The organism is Streptomyces sp. NRRL F-5755 (assembly GCF_001279365.1).
GTDB lineage: Bacteria > Actinomycetota > Actinomycetes > Streptomycetales > Streptomycetaceae > Streptomyces > Streptomyces rimosus.
The window spans coordinates 36,593-50,688 of sequence record NZ_LGCW01000161.1; the positions used below are offsets into that span (position 1 = coordinate 36,593).

General features: G+C 73.2%; 15 protein-coding genes. 12 read left to right on the top strand and 3 right to left on the bottom strand.

What is annotated here, in order from left to right; genetic code table 11:
• Positions 1-14: 14 nt before the first annotated feature.
• The gene (locus ADK86_RS42305) at positions 15-425 is read right to left on the bottom strand and encodes a peptidoglycan-binding domain-containing protein (protein WP_053697202.1); all 411 of its coding nucleotides are present in this window, start codon (positions 423-425) and stop codon (positions 15-17) included.
• Between the two features lie 311 nt (positions 426-736).
• Between ADK86_RS42305 and ADK86_RS16115 the strand changes: the two genes are divergently transcribed.
• The 7 genes from ADK86_RS16115 to ADK86_RS16145 all read left to right on the top strand — a co-directional run bounded on the left by ADK86_RS16115 (position 737) and on the right by ADK86_RS16145 (position 9,261).
• Positions 737-1,558: a peptidoglycan-binding protein gene (locus ADK86_RS16115; protein WP_063789008.1), complete on the top strand. Its 822-nt coding sequence runs from the start codon at positions 737-739 to the stop codon at positions 1,556-1,558.
• The gene (locus ADK86_RS16120) at positions 1,555-2,436 is read left to right on the top strand and encodes a helix-turn-helix domain-containing protein (protein ID WP_053697204.1); all 882 of its coding nucleotides are present in this window, start codon (positions 1,555-1,557) and stop codon (positions 2,434-2,436) included. Before ADK86_RS16115 ends, ADK86_RS16120 begins: the two co-directional genes overlap by 4 nt.
• 251 nt (positions 2,437-2,687) lie before the next feature.
• The gene (locus ADK86_RS16125) at positions 2,688-4,145 is read left to right on the top strand and encodes an XRE family transcriptional regulator (protein ID WP_078952074.1); all 1,458 of its coding nucleotides are present in this window, start codon (positions 2,688-2,690) and stop codon (positions 4,143-4,145) included.
• 459 nt (positions 4,146-4,604) lie between these two features.
• The gene (locus tag ADK86_RS16130; RefSeq protein ID WP_030586368.1) at positions 4,605-5,594 is read left to right on the top strand and encodes a malate dehydrogenase; all 990 of its coding nucleotides are present in this window, start codon (positions 4,605-4,607) and stop codon (positions 5,592-5,594) included.
• Between the two features lie 263 nt (positions 5,595-5,857).
• Positions 5,858-7,816, top strand: a complete 1,959-nt coding sequence (locus ADK86_RS16135; RefSeq protein ID WP_199834414.1) for a hypothetical protein — start codon at positions 5,858-5,860, stop codon at positions 7,814-7,816.
• Between the two features lie 123 nt (positions 7,817-7,939).
• Complete coding sequence (locus ADK86_RS16140; RefSeq protein ID WP_030586374.1) at positions 7,940-8,317, top strand: hypothetical protein; 378 nt, start codon at positions 7,940-7,942, stop codon at positions 8,315-8,317.
• A 2-nt stretch (positions 8,318-8,319) separates the two neighbouring features.
• Positions 8,320-9,261 (top strand): hypothetical protein, encoded by a 942-nt coding sequence (locus tag ADK86_RS16145; protein ID WP_063789011.1) that lies wholly within the window; start codon positions 8,320-8,322, stop codon positions 9,259-9,261.
• Between the two features lie 54 nt (positions 9,262-9,315).
• Here the strand turns inward: ADK86_RS16145 and ADK86_RS16150 are convergent, their stop codons facing one another.
• Positions 9,316-9,825: a hypothetical protein gene (locus tag ADK86_RS16150; RefSeq protein WP_234345887.1), complete on the bottom strand. Its 510-nt coding sequence runs from the start codon at positions 9,823-9,825 to the stop codon at positions 9,316-9,318.
• Between the two features lie 111 nt (positions 9,826-9,936).
• Here ADK86_RS16150 and ADK86_RS16155 point away from each other — a divergent pair, with 111 nt between their 5' ends.
• Together ADK86_RS16155 and ADK86_RS16160 are read left to right on the top strand one after the other, a co-directional pair.
• Positions 9,937-10,182, top strand: coding sequence for a helix-turn-helix transcriptional regulator (locus tag ADK86_RS16155; protein ID WP_003983188.1), 246 nt, complete (start codon positions 9,937-9,939; stop codon positions 10,180-10,182).
• A complete protein-coding gene (locus tag ADK86_RS16160) occupies positions 10,179-10,721 on the top strand; it encodes a hypothetical protein (RefSeq protein ID WP_063789012.1) in 543 nt (180 codons plus the stop codon). Before ADK86_RS16155 ends, ADK86_RS16160 begins: the two co-directional genes overlap by 4 nt.
• Here the strand turns inward: ADK86_RS16160 and ADK86_RS16165 are convergent.
• Entirely contained in the window at positions 10,688-11,188 is a 501-nt protein-coding gene (locus tag ADK86_RS16165; protein WP_053697206.1) for a DUF1772 domain-containing protein, read from the bottom strand. The two genes, ADK86_RS16160 and ADK86_RS16165, sit on opposite strands and share 34 nt — an antisense overlap.
• A 144-nt stretch (positions 11,189-11,332) precedes the next feature.
• Between ADK86_RS16165 and ADK86_RS16170 the strand changes: the two genes are divergently transcribed.
• Genes ADK86_RS16170 through ADK86_RS16180 form a run of 3 tightly spaced genes read left to right on the top strand, consistent with a single transcriptional unit; the run spans position 11,333 to position 14,043 of the window.
• Positions 11,333-12,301 (top strand): AraC family transcriptional regulator, encoded by a 969-nt coding sequence (locus ADK86_RS16170; protein ID WP_053697237.1) that lies wholly within the window; start codon positions 11,333-11,335, stop codon positions 12,299-12,301.
• A gap of 10 nt (positions 12,302-12,311) precedes the next feature.
• Complete coding sequence (locus ADK86_RS16175; RefSeq protein WP_053697207.1) at positions 12,312-13,250, top strand: helix-turn-helix domain-containing protein; 939 nt, start codon at positions 12,312-12,314, stop codon at positions 13,248-13,250.
• Positions 13,204-14,043 carry a CPBP family intramembrane glutamic endopeptidase gene (locus tag ADK86_RS16180; RefSeq protein WP_078952075.1) on the top strand — a complete coding sequence of 280 codons (840 nt, stop codon included), beginning with the start codon at positions 13,204-13,206 and terminating at the stop codon, positions 14,041-14,043. The genes ADK86_RS16175 and ADK86_RS16180 overlap by 47 nt, the downstream gene beginning before the upstream one ends.
• Positions 14,044-14,096 lie beyond the last annotated feature (53 nt).

A 14,096-nucleotide genomic window follows, 5' to 3' on the forward strand; every position in this document is an offset into this window, starting at 1 on the left:
GGCCGGCCGTCACCTCAGCAGCCGGAGTGCTTCAGCGCGTGCCACGTCTTCTTGCCCACGATGCCGTCCACCGGCATGTGGCAGGTGCGGTGGATACGGCGCTGGAACTCACGCACCGCCTTGCGGGTGTCCGTGCCGAACTTCCCGTCGACCCCGTGCCGGCCGATGTTGACGTTCCAGTGCTTGAGCAGGCACTGGGCCTCCTTGACGGCCTTGCCGCGGGAGCCGAGCGAGAGCGTCGGCTCGCTGTTGGTGTAGTTGCAGCCGTACGGGCCCGCCAACCGGGCGTCGGTGGCGGCCGTGACGGCGGCGGGCTTCGCGGCCGGGGCGGCGGACGCGGTGGCGCCCGCCGCGGGAACGAGGGCGAGGCCGGTGCCGAGGGCCGTCGTCGCGGCGGCGAGGGCGATGCGCTTGCGCAGGTTCATGAGGTGTTCCTCCCCTTGGGCGGTGGAGGCGGCGCGGGGTGGACCGCGCCGCCCGGTGTGCACCACCGACGATGCGGCCCCCGCCGCCGCACCGGCCAGAAGAACCTCTGGAGTTGGTCCACGGCGGGACGCCCCATGCGCTGACCTGCGGGGACGTCGGTGCGGCGGACGGCGCGGCGGGACACGGCGCATGTCTGGACCTGGTGCGGAAACGGTAAGAACGGGAACCGGCGGTGGCCTGTCCGCCATCATCGGCGACTCAGGGGGCGCACAGCGCCTCGGGGGAAGACCGAACGCGTGTGGGGTGGAACATGTCGCGTTGGCGGGAACTGCCCGCGTCGTTGGACCAGCGGGCCGTCCAACTGGTCGTGCAAATGCGCCGCCTGAAAGATCACAGCGGCCTCAGCCTGGCCGCCCTGGCCGCGAAGACCGCGTACAGCAAGTCGTCCTGGGAGCGCTACCTCAACGGCAAGAAGCTCCCGCCGAAAGGCGCGCTCGAAGCCCTGGCCCACGTCTGCGGCACCGACCCGACGCGGCTGCTGGCGCTTCGGGAGGTGGCGGCGGAGGCGGGCGCTGTTGTGCGGGGCGAGGACGCGGGGCCTGGTGGCGTACGGGGTGAGGGCGCGCGGCCCGATGGCGTACGGATTGAGGGCGCGCGACACGATGGCGTACGGGCTGAGGACGCGCGGTCCGCCGACGTACGACGCGTACGGACCCCACGTCCCCGTACGGCCGTGCTCGCCACCGCCGCCGCCCTGATCGCCGCCCTGGCCGTGGGCCTGCTCATCGCCCGGCCGTGGCAGGACGACGCGCCCGTCACCCGGCCGTCCGCGTCGCCGGGGGCGTTCGTCCACGAGCCGGGCACGGTGTTCGACTGCCGTGTGCACCGCGCGCACGGCGTACTCACCGCGGACCGCAGCGACACCACCCAGGCGATCCTGGCCAACGGCACCTCCGGGTGGAGCGTCGTGGAGGCGCAGTGCCTGCTGCGGCACCGGGGGTACGACCCGGGAGGCGTCGACGGCATCGTCGGCGAGAACACCATCCGCGCCGTGAAGCGCTTCCAGACCAAGTCCGGCCTGCCGGCCGACGGCATCGTGGGCCCCGACACCTGGGAAGCGCTGCGCCGATGAGCGGCACGGGGGCGTCCGGCCCGGTCGAGGGGGCACGACTGGCCGCGGCGTTGCGGGAGTTGCGCGGCCGGACGGGGCTGTCGCTGGCGGCCCTGGCCACCCGGACCGCGTACAGCAAGTCCTCGTGGGAGCGCTACCTCAACGGCAAGTCGCTGCCGCCGAGGGAGGCGGTCGAGGCGCTGTGCCGTCTGGCAGGGGAGCGCGGCGGCCGGGTGGCGGCGCTGTGGGAGCTGGCCGACGCGGCGTGGAGCGGGCGGGGGCGTTCGGCGGAGCGCGCGTCGGAAGAAGACGTACGCGAGGGCGCGGCCCCTCCGCCGTATGAGGGTGGCGACGCGGCGCAACGTCCCGAAGATGTCCCGCGATCGGCGCCGCCGTTCGGTGTGCGCCGTGCGACGCTTGTGGTGGGTGTGGCGTTGGCGCTGGTTGCGGCCGCCGTATTGGTTGTCGTACTGGAGTGGCGTACCGGTACCGGCGGGGCCGGACGGCAGGCGAACACCGCCGTCTCCTCCGCGCCCTCCGCGCGCACCGGCTGTCACGGGGCGGCGTGCGACGGGCAGGACCCGCTGTTCATGCTGTGCGGCGGGGAGGGCCTGGTGACCACGGTACTCAGGCGCACCACCACGGGCGGGCGCCACCTCCAGGTCCGGTACAGCAAGGCGTGCGGCGCTGCGTGGGGCCGCCTCCGCGGCGGCCGGATCGGCGACCGTCTCGAACTCCGCACGCCCGGCGGCGGTTCGCAGAGCACGCGGGTCACCGACCGGTTCGACGCCGACGGATACGTCTTCACCCCGATGGCCGCCGCGTCCGGCCCGGAGAAGCTGCGGGTGTGCCTGCGCCCGGCCGGCGGCGGCCCGGCCGAGTGCTTCCGTACGAGTTGAGTACGGGATTCGGGCCGGTCCGGCCACGGCGGGCAGAAGTGTACGGGGGTGTACGGCTACGTGTCCCATGCCCGAATGCTCCCGTGCGCCCCGGAGATGGGAACTGGCATCCTGACTCTGAGCATCCCTTTGGGTAACCACTGGGGCGGGCTGCGGGGGCCGCGCCCCGGCGGAGGACATGACGGCAAGAGCACCGGACGCACAGCACTGACAGGCGCAAGCAGGCGCATATGGGGGGTTAGGGGGAGGCAATGCCTCGCTGGAGGGCGCTACCGGAAGAACTCGATCCGCAGGTGAAGGAGTTCGCGAGCCAGTTGCGGCGGCTCGTGGAGCGCAGCGGGCTGAGTCTCGCCGCCGTCGCGGACCGCACCGGCTACAGCAAGACCTCGTGGGAGCGCTACCTCAACGGGCGGCTGCTGCCGCCGCAGCGCGCCGTGGTGGCGCTCGCCGAGGCGACCGGCGCACACGCCGGCCACCTCACCACGATGTGGGAGCTGGCCGAACGCGCCTGGAGCCGTTCGGAGATGCGGCACGACGTCACCATGGAGGCGATCCGGGTGGCGCAGGCGCGGGCGGCGCTGGGGGAGTTCGGCCCGGCGCCGGGCAAGGCGAAGTCCAGGCTCAAGGACAAGGTCAGGGAGAAGGCCAAGGGGAAGGAGCCGGGGGAGGCCGACGCGAGCGCGCCGGGCCGGGACAAGGCGCAGGACCGGGGGCGAGGAGAGGATCAGCCCGCGTCGGCCTCCGCCGCGCCGCCGCGGCGTGACGACCACCTGCCGTCCAGCGCGGACTTCCCCGGCATGGCCGGGCCGTCCGCGGCGCCCGCCTCCGGGACGGCGGACGACGCCGACCGGCCGGGCAAGGTGACCTGGCCCCGGGTGACCGCCTACGTGGACGCCGAGCCCGCCGCCCCGCCGTCCCGGTACGAGGCACCTACGTACGGCGGTCCGCCGCGAGAGGCGTCCCGGCCCGATGAGGCACGTGCTGACGGGTCTCGTCCGGATACGTCCCACCCTGACCCGTACCGTCCCGGTACCGTCGGTTCTCCGGCCGGGCCCGCCACCGGGCACCTCTCCGGTCAGCCCGCCCCCGCCGGGCCCCCGGACGGCGCCGACCGGCAGCTCCGCCGCCGTCGCGCCACGATGTTCCTGGCCGGTGTCGTCGGCGCGCTGCTCGTGATCGCCGCCGCCGTGCTGCTGCTGGACATCGGCGGCAAGGAGCAGAAGAAGGCGGCGCCCACGCCGTCCGCGAGCCCGAGCAAGAAGGCCACGCTGCCCGCCGGGGTGAAGTGCGCCGGGGCCGACTGCGCGGGCAAGGACCCCGAGACGATGGGGTGCGGCGGCCAGAACGCCGACAGCCCGTCCCGGGGGTTCGCGGGCGGCTCGCTGATAGAGGTGCGGTACAGCAAGGTGTGCGGCACCGCCTGGGCGCGTATCACCGGAGCCGCCCCGGGCGACGAGGCGGCGATCAGCTCGTCGGGCCGTACGGAGAAGGCCAGGGCCGGGCAGGACGGCGACGCGTACACCGCGATGGTGCCGGTGTCCGGCGACCCGAAGAAGGTCACCGCATGCGGGACGACGGCGGCGGGCCTGAAGGGCTGCACGAAGCCGGTTCCGGCGGGGTCGGGGGCTGGTTCGGGCACAGGCTCGGGCACAGGTTCGGGGACGCAATCGGGGACACGTACGGGTACGGGCGAGTCCACCGGACGATGACCCGGCCCCGTCGGCTGGTGGCCCCACCCACCGGCCGGCGCGCGCCTCGCTCCCCGGCCGACGCCCCCGTACCCCTACGCCCCCACCCCCCGACATTCCACCCCAAACCCCCACCCAGGCGCCCTCTCAAGAACCCTCCCCCGCAGGGGATTGCCCGGGCGAATCCCGGGCAGGGGCATGAACAACCCCCCACGGGTGCGGCACCATTCGGCGGCCGTCCGCGCTCCCCCTCCTTGAGCGGGCGGCCGCCCGTCACGCGCCCGCGGGGGTCCGCCGGGGTCCACCGGCGGTCCGGTGAGGCGTTCCACACCGGCCCGGCGGCGTCGCGGTGCGGCGGTCCGATAGCCTGACGGCCGGGTCTCTCGATACCAAGAGATCTCGGTAAATGGGCAGGGTTTCCCGCCGCCACCAAGCGGTACGGGGGCTGTGCCCCCGGAATTCAGCGCGCAGGAGATCGCCATGACCCGCACTCCCGTCAATGTCACCGTCACCGGCGCGGCCGGCCAGATCGGTTACGCACTCCTCTTCCGCATCGCTTCCGGCCAGCTGCTCGGCGCGGACGTACCGGTCAAGCTGCGCCTGCTGGAGATCCCGCAGGGCCTGAAGGCCGCCGAGGGCACCGCCATGGAGCTCGACGACTGCGCCTTCCCGCTGCTGCGCGGCATCGACATCTCCGACGACCCGAACGTGGCCTTCGAGGGCGCGAACGTGGCCCTGCTGGTCGGCGCCCGCCCCCGTACGAAGGGCATGGAGCGCGGCGACCTGCTGGAGGCCAACGGCGGCATCTTCAAGCCGCAGGGCAAGGCCATCAACGACCACGCGGCGGACGACATCAAGGTCCTGGTCGTCGGCAACCCGGCCAACACCAACGCCCTGATCGCCCAGGCCGCCGCCCCGGACGTGCCGGCCGAGCGCTTCACCGCGATGACCCGCCTGGACCACAACCGCGCCCTGTCGCAGCTCGCGCAGAAGACCGGCGCGCAGGTCTCGGACATCAAGAAGCTGACGATCTGGGGCAACCACTCCGCGACCCAGTACCCGGACATCTTCCACGCCGAGGTCGCCGGCAAGAACGCCGCCGAGGTCGTGAACGACCAGGCGTGGCTGGCCGACACCTTCATCCCGACCGTCGCCAAGCGCGGCGCCGCGATCATCGAGGCCCGGGGCGCCTCCTCGGCCGCCTCCGCCGCCAACGCCGCCATCGACCACGTCCACACCTGGGTCAACGGCACCGCGGCCGGCGACTGGACCTCCATGGGCATCCCCTCGGACGGCTCCTACGGCGTCCCGGAGGGCCTGATCTCCTCCTTCCCGGTCACCGCCAAGGACGGCAAGTACGAGATCGTCCAGGGCCTGGAGATCAACGACTTCTCGCGCGAGCGCATCGACGCGTCCGTCAAGGAGCTGGCGGAGGAGCGCGAGGCCGTCCGCGCCCTCGGCCTCATCTGACACACCTGACACATCCCTGATACGCCTGACACACCCCTGACGCATCCGATGCAGGGGGAGCCCGGCACCGGGAGCCTCGACCGGAGCCCGTACGGAACCTCGCGTTCCCGTACGGGCTCCGTCGCTGTGTCACACCTTTGTGTGATCTTCCGGGCGCGCGCCTGACACGGCGCTTGAGGCTCCTCTATGCTGCGGCGTTCACGACTCGCAACCCGCCTGCCACAGCGGTCGTTTCGCGCCGTCCGGCGCCTTGGGGGAATCAGGTGACTCGTACGCACGTGCCGCAACAGCCCGGCCCTGGGAACGTCCCGCGGTCCGGCCCGGAGGGCGGCCCCGGCGCGGTGGCGCCCCGGCATCCCAGCGCCAGCGAAGCCACCCGGCTGCTGTGCGCCGGCACGTACCTCGACCCCGCGTACCGCGACGCGGTGATCGACGAGCTGTACGTCCACGAAGAGCGTTTGGCGGCCCCCTCGCTCGGCTTCGACGCGGCCCGTGTGCTGGCCCACGCGCTGCGCGCCCGCCGTATCGAACTGGCGTGGGCGGGCGCCGTCCTGCTCCTGTGGATCGTGTCCGTCCCGCTCTCCTCCGGGCTGACCCTGCTCTATCTGCTGCCGGTCGTGCTGCTCTCACTGGCCCCCTACGCGCGGGGCCGTGCCGCGCGTCCGCCCTGGTACCGGCGGTTCGCGGGCTGGCTGCTGCGCTGGTACGGGCGTCTGAGCGTGGTGCTCGTCGGCGTGCTGCTGCTGGTGACGGCGTTCGGCGGCGACGACTCCGGCGGGTACGGGGGATCGCCGTACGCCTTCTCGGGCAGCTCGTCCGGACTGTCCGACACCGTCGCACCGGCCTTCCTGCCGGCCTTCCTGTCGGAGGGGCTGTTCGGGCAGAGCACGAGCGCGGCGCAGCCGATCCACGCCTGGGGCGCCCTCGCGCTGCCCTTCGTACTGGCCTGGGCCGTCGGCGCGCAGCACGGCCAGATCGCCAGGGTGCTGACCACCGAGCTGTCCCGGGCCCGCTTCCCGGACGCCGCCGCCGACCCCGCGGAGCGGGCCGAGGGCGGGCGCTTCCAGCGGCTGCGCCACCGCATCCGTACCGAACAGCACGGCCCGCTGGTCATGTACCGCGCGGCCGACCCGTTCTGCGGCGCGGGCACCCCGTACGAGACCTGGTCGCTGTCGGTGGAACTGCGGCCGCGCAAGGACGCGGCGCAGCTCACCAAGGGCGCGGCACCGGACCTGACCAAGAACACGACACCGGACGTCGCCGAGGCCCCCGCCACCGGGGCGGATGCCGCCGACGGCGGCCCCACCCCCCTCGACAACGACGCCGTCCTCCAGCGGATCATCCCCCTGGTCGCGGCGCTCCGCGTGCCCTCGGCGCACGGCTCGCCGCAGGCCGCCGCCGCGGTGCGGGACCGGCTGCGCGAGCTGGAGGTCGACGAGTGCGTCTTCCTGCCGGTGGCCGGGCTGCCGTCCCGGGACGCCGCCCCGTACGGCCCCGAGGGCTTCGCCGCGCACCGGGCCCGCGCCGTCGAGGAGGGCGGCGAGACCCGGCGGCACTTCCTGCGCATCCGGGTCGGCGGCTGGGGCGAGGGCATCGTCACCACGGTCTTCGTACGGGTCCACACGCAGGGCGGCATGCTCATGCTGGAGGTCGCGCCGCACGTCCTGTGGCCGGTCCGCGCCCTGTACCAGGAAGCCGACCGGATCGCGCACCGCTACCGCCACAACAACCCCTTCGGGAAGGCGGTGTGGGCGCTCGCCCAGACCCCGCGCTCCGCCGGGCGCGCCGTCGCGTCCCTCTGGCGCGGCGCCGTCTCCGCGTGGAGCGTGCTCACCGGCGGGCACGGCGGCGCGCTGCCCGACGGGCCCGCCGCCTCCGTCCGCGAACTGGGCTCCGACTCCGACGCCTCGCTCTTCCAGGAGATGGACGTCACCCGCTACTTGAAGAGCATCCAGGACCGGGTGGCCGGCGGCGTACGGACGGCGCTGTACGAAGCGGGCTGGCAGACCGACGAATTCGAGCAGCGGATCGTCAACGTCACCAACGGTGGTGTCTTCATCGAGTCCGCGCAGGGCGCCATCGGCATCGGCGACCACAACACGATCACCAGCGGCGGGCTGGGCGGCGTCGGCGGAGTGCCCGGCCCGGGCGGGGCCGCGGGCGCCGGCCCGCAGGCGGGCAAGGCCGACCGCCCGGCCAAGCCCGCCGGTACCGGCCGGTGAACGGCGCCCGGCGTACACCTCGTATCCACGGCAGGTACGGGCTCGGCCCGCGCGCGGCCGGGCACAATCGTGAACACGGCCGGCACGCGCACGGCACCACAGCGGACCAACGGGGAGGCGGACATGGCAGCGGCTGACGAACGCGACCGCGGCATCCACATCGGCAAGGTGCACGGCGCCTTCGCCATCGGCGACCACAACACGGTCACCCACCACGAGCACGCGCCCGGCGCCCCCGCCATCGACGCCGCGCACGAGGAACTGCTCGCCGCGGTACGGCAGTTGCGCGAAGACCTGGCCAGGGTCATCGACACGCCGCAGGTCACGCTGCTGAGCGCCGAACTGACCGACGCGCAGGAAGAGATCGAGACCACCGGCCGGACCGCGCCGGGCCGCCTCGACCGGCTGCGCACGGCGCTGGCGGACGCGGGCGCGGTGACCGGAATGCTGGCGTCCGGCGCGGCCGTCGGACAGGCCGTGGCCGCGCTGCTGGGAGGGTGAGCATGAGCGTACGAGGGGGCGGCGCGCGCGGGGCGCGCTGGAACGACGAGGAACAGCGCTGGGAGACCGGCAGCCCGGACCCGGCGCCGTACACCAGCCCGCCACCGACGAAGCCCGGTTTCGTCCCCGGCCCGGGAAGCGCACCGCCGCCCGGCGCGGACTTCTTCACCGAAGAAACCGCCGACGCCATGAACCCACCGGCCTACCCTCCGCCCTACCCCTCATCCCAGGCCCCGGCGGGGCCCCTTGGTACCCACCCGTCCGCCGCCCGCATGCGCGCCTGGTCGACACCCGTCGTCGTCGGCGCGGCGGTCGCCGTGGTCGCCGCGGGCTTCGGCGGCGGCTGGCTGCTGTGGGGCGGCGACGACACCACGGTCCGCCCCGAATCCCGTACGTCGGCCTCGCCGACCGCCCCGCCCCAGGACCGCAACGGAGCAACCGCCCCATCCGGCGGACCGAGCGGCACCACCGCCTCCGGCTCCCCCTCGGGCGCGCTCCCGTCCGGCTACCGGCTGGCGCGGGACAGCGCGGGGTTCTCCCTCGCCGTACCGGAAGGCTGGCAGCGCACCCAGCGCACGGACGGCGTCTTCTACACCGCCCCCGACGAGCGCTACCTCCTCCAGATCTTCGAGATCACCGAACCCGACATCACCCCGCGCGAAGCCCTCCAGGCCACCTCCCGCGACCTCGCCGGCAAACCCGGCTACGTGCAGATGAGCCTGGGCCCGGTCACCGACATCGGCCTCAGCACCGGCGCCACCGAACTCGTCTACGCCTACGACAGCGAAAAACTCGGCGTCCGCGCCCGCGTCACCGACCGCGCCTTCACGGTCCCCGACGGCCGCCAGTTCGCCGTCCTGGTCCTGGGCCCGGACGCCGACTGGCCGGCGCAGGCCCGCATTCAGCAGACGGCGTTGCGGCACTTCAGCCCCAACGGTTCCTGAGGTCGGGGCACCTGCGTCCGGAAGCGGAGGAAGCCGCGTCGGCCGGGCCGGCTGTCACCGGGCCGTTCTTGGGGGCACGACCAGTGGGTCTTCGGTGAGGCGGAGCGGCTCGGCGAGTGCGGTCTCGTAGGCGGGCCGGTCGAAGACGTACGGGCCCATGGGAAGCTCACCCCACTCCTTGCGGAAGGGCTGCCGGAACGAGGACCAGGCGACGGTTTCCGGGGTGACGGTGATGACCGTCCGAAGGGGCCAGCAGGACCATGCGCCGCAGGAGCATCTCAGCACCGGCGTGGAGCCGGTGGTGGAGTCGGCGAACTCCGGGGTGGGGGCGCCGAGGAAGTGGCGCCCGGCGTCCGCGATCCCCCGGTCCGGCAGGCCGTCGTGCTGGAGAAGCAGGAAACGTTCCTCTTCGGCCGGGCTCGGCTCCACGTGTTCCTGGCGCCAGAGGTCGCGTGTGGCATCGGCGGCATGTACCCGTAAGTCCGTGCCATCGATCCGGATGCCCCACAGAAGGTCCGGCTGCTGCTCACTCACGGGGTAGGTGAAGAATTCGATGCGCTGCATGGTCCTCATTCTGAAGAGGCGGCGGTTGCCGGTGCGACTGCCCCCGGAGCACCGCAACTTCAGGGCGAGCCGTGGTTGTGCTCCTACTCATCAATGTAGTACTTCTTATACATGAGCGAGCAGGTGCACAACAGGCTGGCGATGGTGCGTGCCGAGCGCAAGGTGTCCCGGCAGGCGCTGGCCGACGCGGTCGGCGCCCACTACCAGACCATCGGTTACATCGAGCGCGGGCAGTACAACCCGAGCCTCGATCTGGCCCTGCGCATGGCCGAGTTCTTCGAGCTGCCGGTGGAGGCGCTGTTCTCCCTCCGGCCGTTCCGCCCGCTCACGGACGAGGTTTACGGGAGGAAGCAGTGACGACCACCGGTACCAACCCCACGGCCCGCCGGCCGCGTACGCGGTACGACGAGCGTATGTATGCCCTCATGAACAGCCGCGAGGCCCCTGCGTTGTACGCGACGTCGGGGCGGCGGCGCGCGGCCGTCGTCGTGCATGTGCTGCTGACCGTGGCAAGCCTGGCCGCACTGTTCACTGCGTTCGCGACCGCCACGGTCTGGCTCAGCCTCCTTCCGCTGGTGCTGTTGCTCCCGTGGTGCATAGTCACCGGCGTCATCAACTCAGCCATTCGCGGCCTTCTCGACCTGCGGACCCATGTCCTCGACGAGCGCCAACTGGCCGAGCGCGACCGGGTGCGCGCCCTGGCCCACCGCCTGACCACGTACGTACTGCTGTGTGCCGTGGCGGGCGGCATCGTGATCGGCAAGCTCGGCGGGCTGACGGTCGGCGGGGTGGTCCTCCCCGTGCTGATCTCGGCATTTGTCGTGCACTGGCTCATGCCCCTGTGGGTGGCCGGAATGACCGCTCAGGACGAACCGGCCGACGAGACGGACGAGTAGCCCAGCACTCCGCGGATCAGGCAGGCCAGCGCGGCCGTGGTGGCGAGGGTGCGGACGAGGTTCCAGCGGACCCACTTGTCCTCGAAGTGGGCGCGCAGCGCGGGGAGTTGTGTGTGCGCTGCGTCGAGGGTGTTGTTCAGAGGCACGTTGACGGTGAACGTGATGGCGAGCATCGCCACGTAAAGGACGAGGGCGGCCGTCAGCCAGGGGAGGGCGGCGCGGGTGCCGGTGCGCAGGTGGAGGGCGGTGGCGGCGGCGATGAGGATCGGCGCGCCTGCGAAGGCGAGGGCGAACCAGCCGTTCAGGATCGCGGAGTTGATCCGCTGCATCGCGGTGACGAACGTCGCGTCGTCGGCCTGGCGCAGCCCCGGCATCACGGCGATGGAGAACGCGAAGAAGAGGCCCGCGATGAGGCCCGTGGCCAGCGTGGCGGCGAACAGGGTGGCGGCGCGGGCGGTGTCGTACATGGGGCGGTCCTCTGCTGGCGGTGTCCGGCGGGCCGGTGGCTCCCGTGCCCTGCCGAACAGTGAAGGCCGGGCGGGCCGGTACGGGCCATGGCCGGGCGGCTCGCCCGCATGTCCGTGCGTCCAGCCGTGTTCTACGCTCACGCCATGGACGCCCTGACCGGCCTGCTGGACGGGCCGCGCGCCCGCGGCGCCTTCCTCATGCGCTCGGTCCTCACCCCGCCCTGGTCGCTGCGCATCCAGGACGAGGCGCCGCTCACCGTCGTGACGATGGCGCGGGGCGAGGGCTGGGTGGTGACGGGCGCGGTGGGGGAGCCCCGGGACCGGCGGGCCGCCGCGACCCCGCTGCACCCCGGTGACGTGGCGATTCTGCGTGGCCCCGACCCGTACACCGTCGCCGACGACCCGACCACCCCGCCGCGCGTCGTCATCCACCCCGGGCAGGTTTCGGCGACCCCGCAGGGGGAGGAGCTGTGCGAGGTGATGGGCCTCGGCGTACGGACGTGGGGGGACGGTCCGGACGGGCCGGTGGTCCTGCTCAGCGGTACGTATCAGATGCGCGGCGAGGTCAACCGGCTGCTGCTGCGCGCGCTGCCGCCGCTGGCGCGGCTGCCCGCCGACACCTGGAACTCCTCGCTGGTGCCGCTCCTCGAATCGGAGATCGGCCGGGACGCGCCGGGGCAGGAAGTCGTCCTCGACCGGCTGCTGGACCTGCTGCTGACCACCGCCCTGCGGGCGTGGTTCGCCCGGCCGGAGGCCGAGGTACCGGGCGGGTACGACGCGCAGAGCGACCCCGTGGTGGGCCGCGCGCTGCGGCAACTGCACGCCGAACCGGCGCGGGCCTGGACCGTCGCCGGCCTCGCCGCCGCGAGCGGCGTCTCGCGTGCCGCGCTGGGCCGCCGCTTCACCGCGCTGGTCGGCGAGCCACCCATGACGTACCTGACGAACCTGCGCCTCACACTCGCCGCCGATCTCCTGCGCGAGCCGGACGCCACTCTCGGCGCGGTGGCCCGCCGCGTCGGCTACGGCAGCCCGTTCGCACTGAGCGCCGCCTTCAAGCGGGTACGGGGCGTGAGCCCCCGCGATCACCGCCGGGGCGGCGTGGCGCCGGGCTGAAGGCGGGACGGTGGAGGAGATCGTGTGCCGGCGGCCGGAGGCGGCGTCGGCCGGGTACCTGCGGGACTGCTCGGGATACCGGGAACGCCTGGCCGGGCCCCTGCGACGCCGGGAGGTGCCGTCCAGCCGGGTGACGCTGGTGATCGCGTTCGGGGACCCGGTGATCGTCCCGCCGTCGCAGGGCGGGCGGCACGGGGGCGGGCCCCGCGCCTCCCTGGTCATCGGGCTGCACGACCGCCTCTCGGAAACCCGTATCGCCGGTTTGCAGCACGGCCTGCTGCTGCGCCTGCCGCCCCTGACGGCGTACTCGCTGCTCGGCGTGCCGATGCACCTGCTCAGCAACGAGGTGGTGGGGCTGGGCGCGCTGCTGGGGCCCGAGGCGGACCGGTTCACGGAGCGGTTGGCCGAGGCGGGGGACTGGTCGCGGCGCTTCGCCGTCCTTGCGGACGCGCTGGCGGCTCGTGTGGCACGGGGACCGCGGCCGGACCCCGTCGTGGCATGGGCATGGCGCCGGCTCGCCGCCACGGCGGGCGCGGTACGGATCGAGGCACTGGCCGATCACCTGGGCTGGAGCAGACGGCATCTCGTACGCCGCTTCCGTGAGCAGATCGGGCCGTCGCCCAAGACCGTAGCCCGGCTGTTCCGCTTCGAGCGCGCCACCGACCTGCTGCGCTCCACCGCCCTCCTGCGCGGCCGGACCCCCGCGCCACCGCTGGCAGCAGTCGCCGCCGAGGCCGGGTACGCCGATCAGGCCCACCTCAGCCGCGAGGTGCGCGCCTTCGCCCAGTGCACCCCGCGGGCCCTGGCCACGGCCCTGGCCACGCCGGACCGGGCGGGAACGAGCGCCGCGAGGTCACATTCGTTCAAGCCGGTGACGTTCGTCGACGCCTACGTTCCGGTGCATGACGATCCGTACCGATCCGCCCCAAGTCACTGCAACCCCCTCTAACCCGTACAAGCTGGCCGCCCCCTGGCCCTTCTTCGCCCTGGTCCTCCTGCTCCTCCTCCCCTGCTGGACCGCCGGCGCCCTGATCGACTTACCCGGCCTCCCCAAGAACGCCCCCGTGACGGACTACGTGGCGGGCTTCACCCCGGCCCTGGCGGCCGTACTCCTCACCGCCCGGTCGCAGGGGCGCGAGGGCGTCCGCCGCCTGCTGAAGCGGGCGTGGGACCCGCGCGGAATCGGCCGTACCTGGTGGTTCCCGGTGATCCTGCTCAGCCCGTTGCTCTATGTGACGACGTACGGCCTGATGCAGCTCACCGGTGTGCGCTTCCTTGCCCAGCCCGCCCAGACCTGGCAGACGATGCTGCTGTTCGTGCCCCTGTACGCGCTGCTCGCCGCGGGGGAGGAACTGGGCTGGTGCGGTTACGCCACCGAACCGCTCCAGCGCCGCTGGGGCGCGCTGCGCGGAAGCCTCGTCCTGGGCCTCTTCTGGTGGCTGGTGCACATTCCGTCGATCGTGCAGAGCGGTCAGAACGTCACGCTCATCGTGCTGGGCGCGTTCTTCACGGTCGGTCTGCGGACGCTCTGGGTGTGGATCTTCAACAACACCGGCGGCAGCGTTTTCGCCATCACCTTCACGCACGCGCTGACCAACCTCAGCAGCTCCTTCATCCCCTCTGTGCCCACCTCGGCCGCGGCCCCGCTCGTCGTGCTCCTGGCCGTGCTGGTCGCGGCGCTCCGGGACCCGGCAACGCTCACCCGCCCGCGCGGCGCGCCCCGCGGCCATATGGAGGGCTGAACCCAGGGCCACCCGGGCGACAAAAAGCATCCATAAGCCCCGACCTGTGACCC

What these genes read in the sequence shown, in the direction of transcription:
- ADK86_RS42305 (WP_053697202.1), bottom strand. Translation starts at nt 425, where the DNA reads ATGAACCTGCGCAAGCGCATCGCCCTCGCCGCCGCGACGACGGCCCTC.
- ADK86_RS16115 (WP_063789008.1), top strand. Translation starts at nt 737, where the DNA reads ATGTCGCGTTGGCGGGAACTGCCCGCGTCGTTGGACCAGCGGGCCGTC.
- ADK86_RS16120 (WP_053697204.1), top strand. Translation starts at nt 1,555, where the DNA reads ATGAGCGGCACGGGGGCGTCCGGCCCGGTCGAGGGGGCACGACTGGCC.
- ADK86_RS16125 (WP_078952074.1), top strand. Translation starts at nt 2,688, where the DNA reads ATGCCTCGCTGGAGGGCGCTACCGGAAGAACTCGATCCGCAGGTGAAG.
- ADK86_RS16130 (WP_030586368.1), top strand. Translation starts at nt 4,605, where the DNA reads ATGACCCGCACTCCCGTCAATGTCACCGTCACCGGCGCGGCCGGCCAG.
- ADK86_RS16140 (WP_030586374.1), top strand. Translation starts at nt 7,940, where the DNA reads ATGGCAGCGGCTGACGAACGCGACCGCGGCATCCACATCGGCAAGGTG.
- ADK86_RS16145 (WP_063789011.1), top strand. Translation starts at nt 8,320, where the DNA reads ATGAGCGTACGAGGGGGCGGCGCGCGCGGGGCGCGCTGGAACGACGAG.
- ADK86_RS16150 (WP_234345887.1), bottom strand. Translation starts at nt 9,825, where the DNA reads ATGCAGCGCATCGAATTCTTCACCTACCCCGTGAGTGAGCAGCAGCCG.
- ADK86_RS16155 (WP_003983188.1), top strand. Translation starts at nt 9,937, where the DNA reads ATGAGCGAGCAGGTGCACAACAGGCTGGCGATGGTGCGTGCCGAGCGC.
- ADK86_RS16165 (WP_053697206.1), bottom strand. Translation starts at nt 11,188, where the DNA reads ATGTACGACACCGCCCGCGCCGCCACCCTGTTCGCCGCCACGCTGGCC.
- ADK86_RS16170 (WP_053697237.1), top strand. Translation starts at nt 11,333, where the DNA reads ATGGACGCCCTGACCGGCCTGCTGGACGGGCCGCGCGCCCGCGGCGCC.
- ADK86_RS16180 (WP_078952075.1), top strand. Translation starts at nt 13,204, where the DNA reads ATGACGATCCGTACCGATCCGCCCCAAGTCACTGCAACCCCCTCTAAC.